Source organism: Chryseobacterium sp. FR048 (genome assembly GCF_056844665.1).
Genome location: NZ_JBXDSE010000004.1, coordinates 25760 through 40628, shown reverse-complemented (window position 1 = coordinate 40628; position 14869 = coordinate 25760). Strand labels below are relative to the sequence as shown.

The following is a 14869-nucleotide window of genomic DNA, read 5'->3' as shown; positions in this document are numbered from 1 at the left end:
ATCTGAGATTGGTTGATGTCAAACCTTCTCAGCTTTTGTGTCAATAGAATCATCTTTATCGCTTGATCACTTTTACGGTTTTTACAGAGTCATTAGCTGAATTCACTTTAACCAGGTAAACTCCGGATACCAGTTTGGAAACATCAATAGTTCCTTTCGTATCATTGATGACCTTTGTAAGTACCTGTTGTCCCGCGGCGTTATAAACCTCTACCGAAAGAATCTTCTGATCAAATGAAATGGTCAGAAGATCCTGTACCGGATTTGGATAAACCTTCAGCTGATCCGCTTTTGTTGAGATCTCATTAACCGTTAAACTCCCTTTAGCAGAATTTGAAACTTTATTAACAGTCCCACTACTTGTACCACAAGCAACAGGTGTGAAAATTTTCTTCTGAGCAGTAGTACCATCTCCTATCTGTCCTTTGTTATTAAAGCCACTGATCGCTAAAAATCCTTGAGCATTGATCGCAAGGGTATGTTGAGTTCCTGCTTCAATACTTTGCCAATCAGTTGCAGTTCCGATAAGCATTGGGGTAGATCTGTTCGTCTCTGTTCCATCAGCTAATTGCCCCCAGCTATTATACCCCCAAGTCCACAGCGTTCCATCTGTTTTTATGGCTATAACAGAACCGTATTCACCGGTTTTAACACTTTTCCAGTTGACTCCTGTTCCTACCTGGGTCGGAATATTCTTTGAAATTGTAGTTCCATCTCCTAATTGTCCTGAATTGTTATACCCCCAGGTCCATAGGGATCCATCCGTTCTGATTCCTATCGAAGAACCGTTTCCTGCATCTACAGTTTTCCAATTCGTAGCTGTTCCGATTTGAATAGGAGAACTTACTGATAGTTTAGTTCCGTCGCCTAATTGTCCATAATAATTATCTCCCCAGCCCCATAGCGTACCATCTGTTTTTATAGCAAGGGTATGAGATTCTGAAGAGGTGACGCTGAGCCAGTCTGTTGAGGTTCCTATTTGTACAGGTATGCTTTTGTTAATGATTGTACCATCACCTAACTGTCCAAATCTATTGTAACCCCAGCCCCATAGTGTACCATCTGATTTTATAGCAAATGTCTGAAATTCTCCGGTTGCAATATCTACCCAGTCTGTTACGATTCCTACCTGCGTTGGGGTATTTCTGTTGACTGTGGTACCATCACCTAATTGTCCATAATAATTATCCCCCCAGGTCCATATCGTTCCATCGGATTTCATACCTACTGAAAAAGAAGACCCGGCAGCTATTTTCGCCCAATTATTTCCGGTTCCGATTTGTGATGGGGTGGTTCTATTTATTGGAGTTGCATCCCCTAATTGCCCTTTGGCATTATTTCCCCAGGTCCAGAGTGTTCCGTCTGTTTTGAGCCCCATTGAAAAATCAAAACCACCGCTCACACTTTGCCAGCAGCCTGTTTCAGTGGTAGGAAGTGTAGTAAAAGAACCTCCGGGTACCCAGATATACGGAGTGAATCCACAATTAGATGCTACCCACCAATAATAAGTAGTGTCAGGTAGTAAATTGGTCAAATTTGCTGTTGTTGAAGTAGAAGGAGTACTTCCCTGAATACCACCAATCACAGGACTGGTACTATAAAGATACACATAGCCTTGACCAGGAGTTACCGTAGCTGCTGTCCAGCTAATAGTAGCCTTTGTAGAAGTAATATTCGTGGTAGAGGTAACATTGTTTGTTGAAAATAACGTTGTCGGAGGAATACAATATCCAGGGCAAGCCATAGAAATAAATGTATTTTTGTTAACCTTAGTACCATCACCCAGCTGCCAGCTATCATTTCGTCCGCAAACCTTTAGGAAACTGTCAAATCTTTGTACAAGAATATGACTTTCTCCGGCAAAAACCTGCATATTGTCTGAAGAGGAATCTACTTGTGTGGGCGATGTTGCACTTCCTGTACTTGTCCCATTACCCAACTGTCCAAAGTTATTGTTACCCCATGACCAAAGCGTCCCGTCTGTCTTTGTGGCATAAGTAAAGCCATTTCCAACAGCTACAGTTTGCCAGTTGGTAGCTGTTCCTGTTTGTGTTGGGATATTTTTTGAAATGGTAGTTCCGTCTCCCAATTGTCCATAACTATTATTACCCCAGGTCCATAATGTTCCGTCTGTTCTAAGTCCTATAGAATGCTGAACTCCTGTATCAATACTTTTCCAGTTGGTGGCAGTTCCGATTTGTGTTGGGATATTCTTTGAAACTGAAGTTCCGTCTCCAAGTTGTCCTGAAGTGTTAATTCCCCATCCCCACAGGGTTCCATCAGCTTTTATGGCTAACGTCTGGTAATTGGCTGCACGAATACTTTTCCAATTCATAGCCGTTCCGATTTGTGTTGGAATATTTTTTGAAACTGAAGTTCCGTCTCCCAATTGTCCATAACCGTTACCACCCCATGTCCATAGCGTTCCATCGGTTTTGATTCCTACCGAATGTTCTGCTCCACCGCCAAGACTTTGCCAGTCTGTTGCAGTTCCGATTTGTGTTGGAGTATTTTTTGAAATGGTAGTCCCGTCTCCTAATTGTCCATATTTATTATCTCCCCATGCCCACAATGTTCCGTCTGTTTTAATGGCAAGCGTATGTCTATTGCCCACATAAACACTTTTCCAATTCGCTGAGGTTCCTATTTGGACAGGCACTGATCTCACATACGAAGTTCCGTCCCCTAATTGCCCTGCTGTATTACTTCCCCATGCCCATAATGTTCCGTCTGTTTTGATCCCTACCGAATGATCTGCTCTTGTAATAAGGGTTTTCCAACAGCCTGTAAAAGCTGTAGTCTGTACATTAATAACATTTCCGAAAACAGGGCCCCAAACACCCATATTGTCTTTGATACGGACGTTAAATACATGCAAACCATTAGCAGGCAAAGTAATTCCTGCATCTGCAAGCTGCTCAAAAGAGCTGTCAAAATGGGTATCAGCCGCCAATAAAGCAGTTCCATTTCCTTGTCCCGGATCGGTATCCCAGAAATATTCCGCCTGAGAAATTGCAATGATTGGAGAAGCTGAGGTTTGCTGAATATTAATGACATTGCTAAAAACCGGTCCCCAAACACCCATATTGTCTTTGATACGGACATTAAATTTATGCAGACCGCTACCTGGTGTAGCAACTCCTACTGCACTAAGTTGTTCAATCACGCTGTCAAAACTTCCATCAGTAGCCAGCACAGGAGTTCCGTTTCCTGTTCCCGGATCGGCATCCCAGAAATACTCTGCCTGGCTGATCAATACCTGTGCCGGGCACAACATGACCATAAACAGGGCCATTATACTATAAATATAATTTTTCATAGGTTATATCATTAGGAATTATTTAGAAAAACCAGATGCGTTGATATTAAAAGTTCCGCTGGTAATGGATCTTGGAGTTGACAGATAGTTGACCCGGGGTCTATTGCCATTACTTGCCGGCCAGTAGTTAGACCAGCTGTTAGATCCACCAACATTTCCGGCATCGTTCCTTGTTAAATCCAAATCTGTATATTTTATATCAGGATTTCCGGCATTTGCATTCATACCGGTTACAACATACGTTAGGGTATCGAAGACCAGACTCATTGATCCGGAATTGTCATTTTGGGTCATATTTCCTTCTGTTATAAAAGAATTGGTGAATACATTGTAGCTGGCTGCTATGCTCACATTATTACTTTTGTTTTGAATGCAGGCAGTGGTACCTCCTACCACAAAAGAAGCCGCGTTGTTCATAATAGCAATATTCCCGGCATTGGTACTAGTCCCTAAATTGACATAAAAAGGAGCGGTATCCACCGGACTAATATTATAAACAGTGTTGTTGATGATCTCGTTAGAGCTTCCTGCTTTGAGATTATAAACATAAATACCGGTACAGAAATTATTATTAAATTTAAAATTATAATTGGCTTGTGAATTCGATATAAATGTATTGGAAACATTGCCATAAACCTCAATATCAGATCCGATAGGGCTGTTATCCTGTGTAGCTACCACGGCAATACTCTGTGCTTTGTTGGCCGTACATCTTCCGTGAGAAAACTTCAGGTTTCCACTGATGGTACAACCGGAAATATTGGTAGTAAAATTCACCTTGTCTGTTAAAACATTATGCAGATCACAATTCACAATATTAACGAAAGTTCTTCCGGTACCTATTGGAAAAGTAGCCTCTACATTATAACTTCCATAGTTTCCTGAACTCAGGTTGCTAATGGTTACCGTTCTTCCTGTTGCAGGATTGATACTTACATTTCCCTGAATGATATATTTCGCATAATTGGTTTCGGAAACAAGAGTCAGCGATTTGTTGATAATAAGATTTTCCACATATGCCTCCCCATTCGCTTTAGGCTGAATGATGATACGGTCTCCATCTGAAGCCGCTGTAATGGCCATACTTACGGTAGGATAAGCTCCGCCTGCGCCCCCGTTTCTAACATATAAATCGGCTGCAAAAGCCATTGTACACGATAAGCCTGTAAAGGCCATGATTAGTAGTTTCTTTGTCATAATAGTATAAAAATTAATTAGTTTTAATATTAAATTCTTTGGGTTTTAAATAGTTCTCCTGTTGCCATTTTTCTGTCCACTCTTTTGCTGGGCACAAGGATCATGGTATAATAGAATCAGCTTTGATTTTGAAAGAATTTCGCAGATCAGATAACCTCTCACGTTTCAACAAAAGCGCATCTCACATCCGTATCGGGAATGAAATACCGCAGTACTTTTCATACAGGATATTCTCCAACTCTGGCTGATGGAAATAATCAAATAAACCTTACAGGTTCTAAATGTCTTGTAGCTTTAAAGAATTATTAAGGACTTAGTGTTGTTAAATTGCTGGAAACAATCAGTTTTGATGTATCCGTAAGGATAAATAAAGAATAGTGCTGTTTATTTTCATGGCTTAATGAGTTTTGAAATTTGGTTTTTAGTTTTTAGGAACAACAATACCATCACCTATAATGACTTTATGTTGTCGATTGCAAAAATATATTTTTATTATGAATCATCAAATAGTGAATAGAGAATAATATTATTATATATTTTTAATAAAAGTAATATTTTATCTTATTTTAATAATTTTAATTTAAAAAATAAACACATTTTAATACAACAAAGTTTTCATATTTCTATTTTTTTGTAATGATAATTTATTTAACATTGCAAAAAAAAACCATGAAAAACTCAAAACTCATTTTAGCAGCTACTTTGATGCTGTTCTCAACAATCAGTGTAACGGCGCAAAAAAAGAAACCTGCAGGTTCGGTAAAACGTCCGCCGTTAGAAATGCCTAAAGACACTCAAGTTCAGGTACTGGGCGGCAGTGAGAAAGCCCTGACTGATTTTTACAGCATCAACGATCGGGTTACGTTTAAATTTGATGCCAACTATCTAAATGCGGATATATATATTACTGAAGGAGGAAACTCGAAATTAATGTATAAAGCAAAATTCGATGAATCGGGTGTGGATACCACACTGGATGCAAAAATCAACAATTATAAAGTATACAGTTTAGACCGCAAAACTCTTTTATTCATTTACGAAACAGAAGCTGCAGCAAGCAGCCTAATCAAAATGATTGCTTTTTCTCCGGCAAAAACATCTACCATTCTTGATTTCTCGCAGGCATTCGGACCTAAGGAATATACGATTGGTAAATCAGAAACGTTTGAGAAATTTCCCGTTTTTCTATATTACTCCATATTTGATGCCCCTAAAAAATAACGGCATCTTTTGGTAGAATAGGATAAAAAACATAAGCCATTCTTTAAAAAATACAATTGAAATACCAGACTGTTTTACTTTGTTTAATTCCTTTTTTTCAGCTAAATTTACCAGTCCTTAGACTAAAACCATTGAAATAAAGAACTATGATTTTCGCCATCTATGATTTCACCCCCTTAAAAAAGGAATTATCAATATTCTATTTAAGGGAATTGTTAAATATTGAGGATTTAAATCCTTCTATTTTTGATGAGGTATTTACGGTTCTCAAGCCTTATCAGCAAGAACAGTATATTCTTTTCAGAGAGTCTGCGGCGGCTAAAAAGTATAGAGAAAAACGAAATGCCAAACTTCCTTATGTAGATCTCAATAATTTACCTGAAATCTTTGATAATATTTTATTACAAAAAATAATGGAGTATCAAAAAGACGGAGAAGTAAAGCGTGCCATATCTGATTTGTTATCAAAAGACCATAAAAATCAGATAACAGACTATGAATGTAAAAGATACGAAGCAAAAAGGGCCCTGATGCCTGAAATGAAAAAAAGGAAAGAAAAGGAATGGAGGGATAAGTACAATACAAATCCAACCCCACGTTTTATGGGCAATATGGGTGAACCCGCCAATGCAGACGAATATGTATTAAGATACGGAAGAAACCCTTTTACCGGAGAGCAGGAAACCATTAAAAGCTTTTATGAGAAGTATACCATTGACCCTCATGGGATTATCATCCCTAAAGAAAACAATCCATAATCCCATCTTCGGATTCATAAAGTATGATTACAAAGGTGAAATAACCAGATAAAAATTACTTAACGGAGATAAAGAAAAATGCTGAGAAAAAGTTTTTAAAATTGAAAACCGAATCATAGATCACTGTCTGTTATTTCCAGGGCTTCATTTCATATTTTACAGCATTTGTTCTCATGTCCCCCATCCTTTCTTCAAGGGTTGTAATCCCCTTGTGTAAATAATCTTCCTTCTCAGATTCGTTTAATCTATAAATGACATCAAACGCCTGCTTAGAATAGATCGTAGGAACAGACAATATCATATTGCCATCAAGCTCAAAGACATCATATTCATATTCTTTTCTTTCCAGGATCTTTTTGCCATTTGCCATTTCAATGATTACTTCCAGCTTATTGGAGGGTACCTTCAGAAAATCAAAGGTGATGTAAAACTTTTCATTCCTGGGAACCCTGAATGAGATTCCTTTGAAAGATAAGATCAGGTCTGTTTCTTCTTCAATAATCCTGGCAGGTAATTCGAACCGTTGCTTTTCATCGGGAGGCAGTATATTTTCAACATACTCAGTGTCATAGGCCGGGGACATAAAAGCGATTTCACAGGCTTTTATTGCCTTATTTTCTGCATCAAAAAGTTTTATCCCATTCCTGGCCAGTCTGCCAGTATCGTTGGAGAAATAAAACCTGCGTTCCCCATCACTATGGTTGGTTATTTCCAAATACAGGATGAAGCGGTTTTCTTCAAGATGATAAGAAATCTCATGTTTCATATTTTCAGTAGTCATGGTGCAGTAATATGGGGTCAAAAGTAATGATTTATGCTGTATAATAGATACCTTCCCTAATCAATATTCAAAACAGCTAACAACAAAAAAGCAATATTTATAGTTCCTGCGAAACGTATTTTTCCATAGTTTTGGTGCTTTTAATTTAATCTTTAAGAAAAACTAACAACGATGGAACACAAAGACCTGATAGAGCATATTATTTCTCTCAGAAATGAATTTGCAGCAAGAAATTTTACAGAAGACAACCAAAATAATACAATTTCTTTTTTCTTTGAAAAAATACAAAATTCCGGAACAGCTTTACAGGGAGATGAAAAGATTTTATATGATATTCTTAAAGATACTTTTGTTCTCGACTTTTATAATGCCAGCTTCAGTGGAGAAGAGCCTACCCAGATGAGCACTCCGGACTTATATGAGATTGAAACCTGGACTACCCGTGATGTCAAAAATTATATCTCAGAAAGTCTGAAAAAAAATGAGGCTAACGAAAAGATCCTGAAAACCTTTTCTCTCACACAATACAGAAAACTCTTCAGAGGTCAGGATCAGGATATAGCTTATTATGAAACTTTTCTGGAATGGTACCTGATGAGAAAGATCTCTTTTCTTTCTGACGGCGGATTCTTCACTAAAAATGAACAGAAAGAAAATGAAACTGAGATCAATGCAGTGTATGATCAGCTGATCAATGAAAATGAAGGTAACATAAAGTTGTATTTTATGCATCAAAAGGTACTTTATCAGTGGTCTTTACATAAAGAATATGATAAGGCAGAACAATTGCAGACTCTTTTGAAAGCCAATGTTGAAGGAGATTATAAAGCTGAGATCATGTATGACATCATTACCATCTACAGGAATGAGGACAAGAATCAAGAAGCTCTTGCAATGGCAGATCTGGCAAAAAAACAATTCCCGGATTCCCCATTTTTAGAGGGAATTCAGTACAAAGCAGATCTGATTACCAAGCCTTCTCTGGGGTTGTATTTCGAAGATCAGGTACAAAGTCAAAAGCCGATTCACATTGTAGCAGAGCATCAGAATATTTCTGATTTTAGCTTAAGTATTTATGAAGTACACAGTAACTACAAATCTCTTATTGAGCATACAGAAGACCATTATTCCGAAGGTGATCATTATTCTAAAATTAAAAAAAAGCTCGTAAGAGAAGAGTATTATCAGCTTCCCGGCAATGAAAACTATGAAGAAATGAAAACCTCATTGGAGATAAAACCATTACCTCCGGGACTTTATGCTGCTGAATTTTCTTTAAAGGAGCCTACGGACAAGTACTCCAGCAAAAACTACTTTTTCACAGTATCAGATTATAAAATACTCTATCATCATAAAAATAAAAATGATTTTCCTACGGCATTCAAACTGGTAAACAGCGAAAACGGAAAACCTATTCCCAATGAAGCGATCAACTTTTGGAGGTACAACCGCGGAGGAGCCAATCTGGCAGCACTTCATTCTAAAACAGATGCAGAGGGTATTTTTGAAATTCCTTCAGATCCTGATGATACATTTTACAGAAAATATATTGTTCAACAGCCCAGAACCAATGATGTTCAGATCATAAGTTTCTATGGAAATCTATTTCCAAAAAATAAAAATGAGAGTGAAGCCATTACATCCAAAGCACAGATTTTTACTGACAGAAAGATCTACAGACCAGGGCAAACCGTTTACTTCAAAGTCATTAATTCTAAACTAGAATCTGAAAAGGAATCAGTTGTTTCGGGAATTCAACAAAAAATAATTTTATTTGATGCCAATGATCAGGAAATTACTTCTCAGGAATTCACAACCAATGAATTCGGCTCTTATCATGGATGCTTTGTACTTCCGAAAGGAAAATTGAACGGGATCTTTACGCTGACTACGGAGGGCGGAGCAGAATCTCATCATTACTTTCGTGTAGAAGAATACAAAAGACCAAGGTTTGAAATTACTTTTGAACCCGTAAAAGGAGAATATCAATACGGACAAACCCTGGAATTAAAAGGAAAAGCCATAACGTTTTCCGGTATAGCATTGAGTAATGTAACGGTCAATTATGAAATCAGTAAGAAGAACATCCGGTATAAATTTTTCAGTCTGTATTCGAACGAAAGAACGGGCGGAGATTATTATTCAGGAGAGGTAACCACAAATGATCAGGGGGAATTCACCATTTCTGTGACTCTTGAAGAAAATCAATATTTAAAAGGTATTCAGGTCGATCAGTTTAAAATAGAAGCTTCCGTTACAGACATCAACGGAGAAACCCAATCAGCTTCCGCTCAGGTAAATGTTGCTTCAGTTCCTTATTACATCAAAGCAGAAGAGATAAAAGATTCTTTTGCCGATGAAAACCTTACGGTAAAAGTGGAAACCAAAAATTATAATGATCAACCTATTACAAAACCTTATTATGTAAGACTTTCAAAACTAAAACCCGTTGAAAAGATTTTCAGAAGTAATTTTGAAACTAAAATTCAGGATACGCCTCTGCTTTCCAAAGAGGAATTTACAGCCAAATTTCCCTATGATTATTTTGACAAGAGTGAATGTGGTAAAAACAGAGAAACAGAAAAAATTATTCTGGATGCCCTTCATACCCCTTACAACGATGATAATCTCGATTTAGGAAAACTAGAAGCCGGAAGATATAAACTGGAACTTTATGGGGATCAGGGTCAAGATCGTATTGAGACCGCTCAGTATTTTAATATCTGGGACAGGAATTCCATAAAAGACGAAAAGACTTTTTTAAACGTCATCAAACCTGAAAAAGAATTCTTAAGAGGCGAAAAAGCTAAAATTTACGTGTATTCCGCCATTCCGGAGGCTTTGGTTAATATTTTTGTACAGGATGGCCTTGGAAATACAGTTTCCGAAGTAAAGGAATTCACCCACGGAATATTGGAATACAGTATAGACATTCCGGAAGACAAAAATATTTCCGGTCTTACTATCCTGTTTCAGTTGGTTGCTTACAATGACATACAGCAATGTAAAATAGACCTTACTATAAAAGATAATGAAAGCCCTCTGATTGTAGAAACCACAACTTTCAGGGACAACATATTGCCAGGCTCTAAAGAAAAATGGGCGGTAAAAGTTTCAGGGAAAGAGAATGAGCACATTGTTGCTGAGGTTCTTGCCTCTATGTATGATAAGGCTCTGGATCATTTTACTGTTCATACTTTTAAGTGGCAAAAAGTATATAGCCGACCTTATTCGGTCGCTGCTTATGACTGGCAACAAAGTCTTGATAGAAAGTTTATTTCCAAAAATATTCCTTATGTCAATGGATTTTCAATAGATCAGCCCTATTTCAACTGGTATGACGGCGATCTGCCGGATCATGTAGTCATGATGGGTGGTTCTGCATGTGGTTCTGCAGACGAAGATGGAGGTACAGTACTGAATGAGCTTCAGGAACGGAGGGTTATGCATAAAAGAATTGCTTTAGGTGATCCTGAAGAAAAGGAAAGAGGACTTTCAGGAGGAGATGATCATCCATCAGATAAAATCCCAGTTCGCCAAAATCTTAAGGAAACAGCTTTCTTTTTTCCGGATCTACAAACAGACTCTGAAGGAAATCTGAGCTTCGAATTCACTTCCCCTGAAGCCTTGACCACATGGAAACTGATGTTCCTTGCCCATACCAAAGATGCAAGAGCCTCTATTCTGGAAAAAGAAGTGGTAACACAGAAGGAGTTCTCGCTAACGCCCAATTATCCAAGGTTTTTAAGAGAAGGAGATGAATTGAATTTCCAGTCAAAATTGTCAAACTTAACGGACAAAAAACTAAGTGGTTTTGCAGAACTGCAGATTTTGGATGCTTTTACCCATGAAGATATTTCGGCTCAATTCGACTTACTGGAAGATGTTCAGAACTTTGAGATCAATGAAAACGGAAATTCAGCGTTAACATGGAAAGTGAAGGTTCCGGATATGGTTTCTTCTGTAATTTTAAAAGTGGTTGCAAAGGCCGGTCAATATTCTGATGGTGAGCAGCAGGCAATTGCTGTACTTCCTAACAGAATGCTGGTAACGGATGTCCTTCCGATCTTCGTAAAAGAGGGAGAAACAAAGACTTTTGAACTTGAGAAACTAAAAAATGTAACCTCAACAACGATTTCAAATGTTTCGAATACCTTAGAACTGACCACCCATCCGATCTGGGAAATCATATTTGCACTCCCGGCTCTTAAAAACGACCCGAATGATTCTGCCGATGTGACCTTCAACAAATGGTTTGCCGATGTTTTAGCTTCTGAAATTTTCAAGGCTAATCCGAACATCAAAACGATCTTTGAAGACTATCAGAATAAAGAACTGCTGAATTCAAATCTTGAAAAAAATCAGGAACTGAAACAGGTATTGCTGGATGAAACACCGTGGATTTTAGAGAGTAAAAATGAGGAAGAGCAGATGCAGAAACTGGCATTGTTATTCGATGTCAATACGATGAAAAATTCTATTGGTCAGGATTGGGATGATTTCAGAAAGCTGCAGAATTCAGATGGTGGATTCTCATGGTACCAAGGCTATCCGAGTTCTTATTCAACCTCTCTGTATATTTTGAAAAATTTAGGAAAAATCAATAGCTGGCTAAAGGATCATGTGAAAGATTATCAGAGTTCAGAGCAGGAAATATTGGTGGAAAGCCTGATTCAGTATGTTGACCACGAAATCAGCAGGTATTCGGACATAAAGAAAGAGAATGTTTGGAACAACTGGGTCATTAACTATCTTGACACGCGAAATTACTGGGAAAAAGAGTATCCGTTAAAAGGAGAAGGAGCCGCATTAAAGTCGCTCATCATACAAAAAGCAAAAGAAGTAAAAATCACTGATTTTACATTCTTCGGGCTGCACAGACTTGCTTTGCTGATGAATGATTACGGCTTGAAAGAGGCTTCTGATGCATTAATAACTTATTTAAAAGAAACTTCTGTAGATTCACAAACTCAGGGAATCTACTGGAAACAAAACCTTGATGGCTGGGGTTGGTTCAGTTCAAAAGTGGTGAATCATGCAGGGGCTTTGGAAGCTTTCAATACCTTACAACCGCATGATCAGAAATTCATCGAAGACATGAAAATATGGCTGATCACTCAAAAAGGAGTAAACTCCTGGGGAAGCTCAAGAGGGACTGCTGAGGTTATTTTTACCATTTTAAATTCAGGAAAATCCTGGACGGGTTCTGAAAACTCAAGTGATACAGCAGAAATTATCTGGGGCGGAAAAGAAGTAAAAACTGAAAATCAGGCAACAGGATATGTAAAAGCTTCTGTAAAAACGGATGTTCTAGATAAAAGCCTGGCTGATGTCACCGTAACAAAGTCAGATCCAGGAATCGTTCAGGGAGGATTATTCTGGCAATATTATGAGGAGCTGGATAAGATACAGTCTTCTGAAAATCATCTATCCATAACAAAAGAACTGTACAAAAAAATCAGAACGGCAACCGGTGATGAATTGCAGAAAATTTCTTCTGAAGCGCCTTTAAAAGTAGGTGATAAAGTTACCGTAAGAATGATCCTGAATACAGACAGACCCATGGAATTTATTCATATTAAAGATATGAGAGCTGCCGGATTTGAGCCTGTAGATGTTCTTTCCGGGTATCAGTGGAAAAATAATCTGGGATACTATCAATCTACAAAAGATGCCTCTACCAACTTCTATATTGAGTATCTGCCAAAAGGAAAATATATTTTTGAATACGATTATATAGCAAATGCTTCAGGAAAATTCTTCAACGGAATCACAACCCTTCAAAATTATTATGCGCCACAAATGAGTGCTCATACAAAGGGTGATAAGGTTGAAATAAACTAGTATCGCAGAATCTAAAACAATATCAATCTCCGAAGTTTTCCGGCTTCGGAGATTTTTTGTTAAAATGAAGCAGAAACTGTAAATAGTCGGACTTCAGGCAAAACCCCTACTCTTTTTCAAGAACTCCAATGGCATAGGGCATTTTATCTTCTTTATTTTCAAAGATATAAAATCTGTAAGCAGATGGTGAAATGTCGTCTTTTACTAAAGAAACAAAACCGGTGGGAACACATTTATCCACTCCTTCTTCAATCACTTCTTTGAATAAAATCTTCTTTGCCTCTTCCTTGATCAAAATCCATTTACCAGAGCAGCCTAACGTAGGATAAGAAACCGTAGTATTCTGTTTTGAAGACATATCAACGTTGATCGCCCAGTACTCATTTTCACTTTTTTGGAATCCAACTCCTGTAAGCTGCTGGGAAAATAATAAAGACGAAGAAACTAAAGCTAAAGCGGAAATACATGTTTTCATCATTTCATAATATTTAATTGGGGTTGCGAAAATAGGATATTTTTGCTTTAACTGACATAAAATACTGATGTTTTATAGCCGATGAAACCATAATCAGATGTTCTACTCTCAGAACGCTCCATTCTTCTAAAACAACCAATAAAACTGAAAACCAACCAGCTAGGTATAAATACGTAATTTGTAATTCCGGTATTTTCCCTTAGCAGGGTGCTGTTTTATTTTCTTTACTTTGAATAGTTCTTTAATGAAGCTCTTAACATCATCAATAGGCTGAAATTTTGAAAAGCCCGAGGATAAACAGAGCAGAAAAAAGAAATCCATTACCAATAGATTTCAAATGACCATAGATTATGATGTCTTTATAGATTATTGATAAGATGAAATCAGGTTAAAAAATGAAGGAGAACCATCATTAACTGTACGATATACATAAAGCAAGTTCCTTATGGATAATAACATTACATCTTTCAAATATTTTTATAACCTTAAAAACCAATAATTATGTCATCACAAAATCCCGAAATCAATCAAAACGGAAGTGCAAGTATCAACTCAGGTCAATATTGTACCTGGAAAACAGCCAACGGCTCTTCTTCAACGCTAAACATTACGAATGCCAGCCGTGCCAACAACCTGATCATTGCGATTACAGGAGCACCTTCTACCGGCCTTATTGTACAGGTAAACGGGACATTACAACCAAGCGTGGACAACATCTGGACACTACCTCCCAATTCACCTTCAATGGCGGTTATTGCCACAGGTAATTTCGGTGGTTCAACGGTTACTATTACCAACATTACCAATGCTCAAAACGATGCCGAGGCAGCGATTCAATGCCAAACTACCGCAACAGTGTAGCGGCAGACTTAAATTTTTGCTTTTTTTATTATTTATACTTGGTCATACCCTGACGATGGGTCAGGGCTTGACCACGTCTAAAGCTGATACTCTATCGCTTTCCCGTTTTCAGTTTGTACAAAAAGTGACCAATAACGGAAGCGACTGTATCTGTTCGATTACCAATACCAGTCAGGCTAATATAGCTACCATCGTGCTGACCGGCGCACCCGATACCAGTTCTATTCTGATAGACAGCACAACAACCTTCAATGGTACACACCTTTTAAAACCTGGCCAGCAAGCCATTGCAGCAGGCAATTTTGCCGGTAAAAGAATTACCGTATTAAATCTGTCCCTTATGGATGTTGTGATTCTTGTTATGCTATTCTGCCCTGGTTAAATATTCACTTTATCTCATTTTGAGAACCAAT

At 37.8% G+C, this 14869-nt stretch carries 9 protein-coding genes; 5 read left to right on the top strand and 4 right to left on the bottom strand.

Annotated elements, in window-relative coordinates; all coding sequences use genetic code 11:
• Nucleotides 1-55: 55 nt before the first annotated feature.
• Nucleotides 56-3319, bottom strand: a complete 3264-nt coding sequence (locus tag AC106K_RS12685) for an RCC1 domain-containing protein (protein WP_482445780.1) — start codon at nucleotides 3317-3319, stop codon at nucleotides 56-58.
• 18 nt (nucleotides 3320-3337) lie between these two features.
• Entirely contained in the window at nucleotides 3338-4516 is a 1179-nt protein-coding gene (locus tag AC106K_RS12680; protein WP_482445778.1) for a right-handed parallel beta-helix repeat-containing protein, read from the bottom strand.
• Between the two features lie 669 nt (nucleotides 4517-5185).
• Here AC106K_RS12680 and AC106K_RS12675 point away from each other — a divergent pair.
• Nucleotides 5186-5737: a hypothetical protein gene (locus AC106K_RS12675; RefSeq protein ID WP_482445776.1), complete on the top strand. Its 552-nt coding sequence runs from the start codon at nucleotides 5186-5188 to the stop codon at nucleotides 5735-5737.
• A 146-nt stretch (nucleotides 5738-5883) separates the two neighbouring features.
• On the top strand, nucleotides 5884-6495 hold the full coding sequence (locus tag AC106K_RS12670) for a hypothetical protein (protein ID WP_482445775.1): 612 nt from the start codon (nucleotides 5884-5886) through the stop codon (nucleotides 6493-6495).
• Between the two features lie 130 nt (nucleotides 6496-6625).
• Here the strand turns inward: AC106K_RS12670 and AC106K_RS12665 are convergent, their stop codons facing one another.
• Complete coding sequence (locus tag AC106K_RS12665) at nucleotides 6626-7261, bottom strand: hypothetical protein (protein ID WP_482445773.1); 636 nt, start codon at nucleotides 7259-7261, stop codon at nucleotides 6626-6628.
• 186 nt (nucleotides 7262-7447) lie between these two features.
• Here AC106K_RS12665 and AC106K_RS12660 point away from each other — a divergent pair, with 186 nt between their 5' ends.
• The gene (locus tag AC106K_RS12660) at nucleotides 7448-13120 is read left to right on the top strand and encodes an alpha-2-macroglobulin family protein (protein ID WP_482445771.1); all 5673 of its coding nucleotides are present in this window, start codon (nucleotides 7448-7450) and stop codon (nucleotides 13118-13120) included.
• Between the two features lie 106 nt (nucleotides 13121-13226).
• Here the strand turns inward: AC106K_RS12660 and AC106K_RS12655 are convergent, their stop codons facing one another.
• Complete coding sequence (locus AC106K_RS12655; RefSeq protein WP_482445769.1) at nucleotides 13227-13598, bottom strand: hypothetical protein; 372 nt, start codon at nucleotides 13596-13598, stop codon at nucleotides 13227-13229.
• 498 nt (nucleotides 13599-14096) lie between these two features.
• Between AC106K_RS12655 and AC106K_RS12650 the strand changes: the two genes are divergently transcribed.
• Both AC106K_RS12650 and AC106K_RS12645 read left to right on the top strand, forming a co-directional pair.
• Nucleotides 14097-14456 (top strand): hypothetical protein, encoded by a 360-nt coding sequence (locus AC106K_RS12650; RefSeq protein WP_482445767.1) that lies wholly within the window; start codon nucleotides 14097-14099, stop codon nucleotides 14454-14456.
• The gene (locus AC106K_RS12645; protein ID WP_482445765.1) at nucleotides 14413-14838 is read left to right on the top strand and encodes a hypothetical protein; all 426 of its coding nucleotides are present in this window, start codon (nucleotides 14413-14415) and stop codon (nucleotides 14836-14838) included. The genes AC106K_RS12650 and AC106K_RS12645 overlap by 44 nt, the downstream gene beginning before the upstream one ends.
• Nucleotides 14839-14869 lie beyond the last annotated feature (31 nt).

What these genes read in the sequence shown, in the direction of transcription:
- AC106K_RS12685 (WP_482445780.1), bottom strand. Translation starts at nt 3,319, where the DNA reads ATGAAAAATTATATTTATAGTATAATGGCCCTGTTTATGGTCATGTTG.
- AC106K_RS12680 (WP_482445778.1), bottom strand. Translation starts at nt 4,516, where the DNA reads ATGACAAAGAAACTACTAATCATGGCCTTTACAGGCTTATCGTGTACA.
- AC106K_RS12675 (WP_482445776.1), top strand. Translation starts at nt 5,186, where the DNA reads ATGAAAAACTCAAAACTCATTTTAGCAGCTACTTTGATGCTGTTCTCA.
- AC106K_RS12670 (WP_482445775.1), top strand. Translation starts at nt 5,884, where the DNA reads ATGATTTTCGCCATCTATGATTTCACCCCCTTAAAAAAGGAATTATCA.
- AC106K_RS12665 (WP_482445773.1), bottom strand. Translation starts at nt 7,261, where the DNA reads ATGAAACATGAGATTTCTTATCATCTTGAAGAAAACCGCTTCATCCTG.
- AC106K_RS12660 (WP_482445771.1), top strand. Translation starts at nt 7,448, where the DNA reads ATGGAACACAAAGACCTGATAGAGCATATTATTTCTCTCAGAAATGAA.
- AC106K_RS12655 (WP_482445769.1), bottom strand. Translation starts at nt 13,598, where the DNA reads ATGATGAAAACATGTATTTCCGCTTTAGCTTTAGTTTCTTCGTCTTTA.
- AC106K_RS12650 (WP_482445767.1), top strand. Translation starts at nt 14,097, where the DNA reads ATGTCATCACAAAATCCCGAAATCAATCAAAACGGAAGTGCAAGTATC.
- AC106K_RS12645 (WP_482445765.1), top strand. Translation starts at nt 14,413, where the DNA reads ATGCCGAGGCAGCGATTCAATGCCAAACTACCGCAACAGTGTAGCGGC.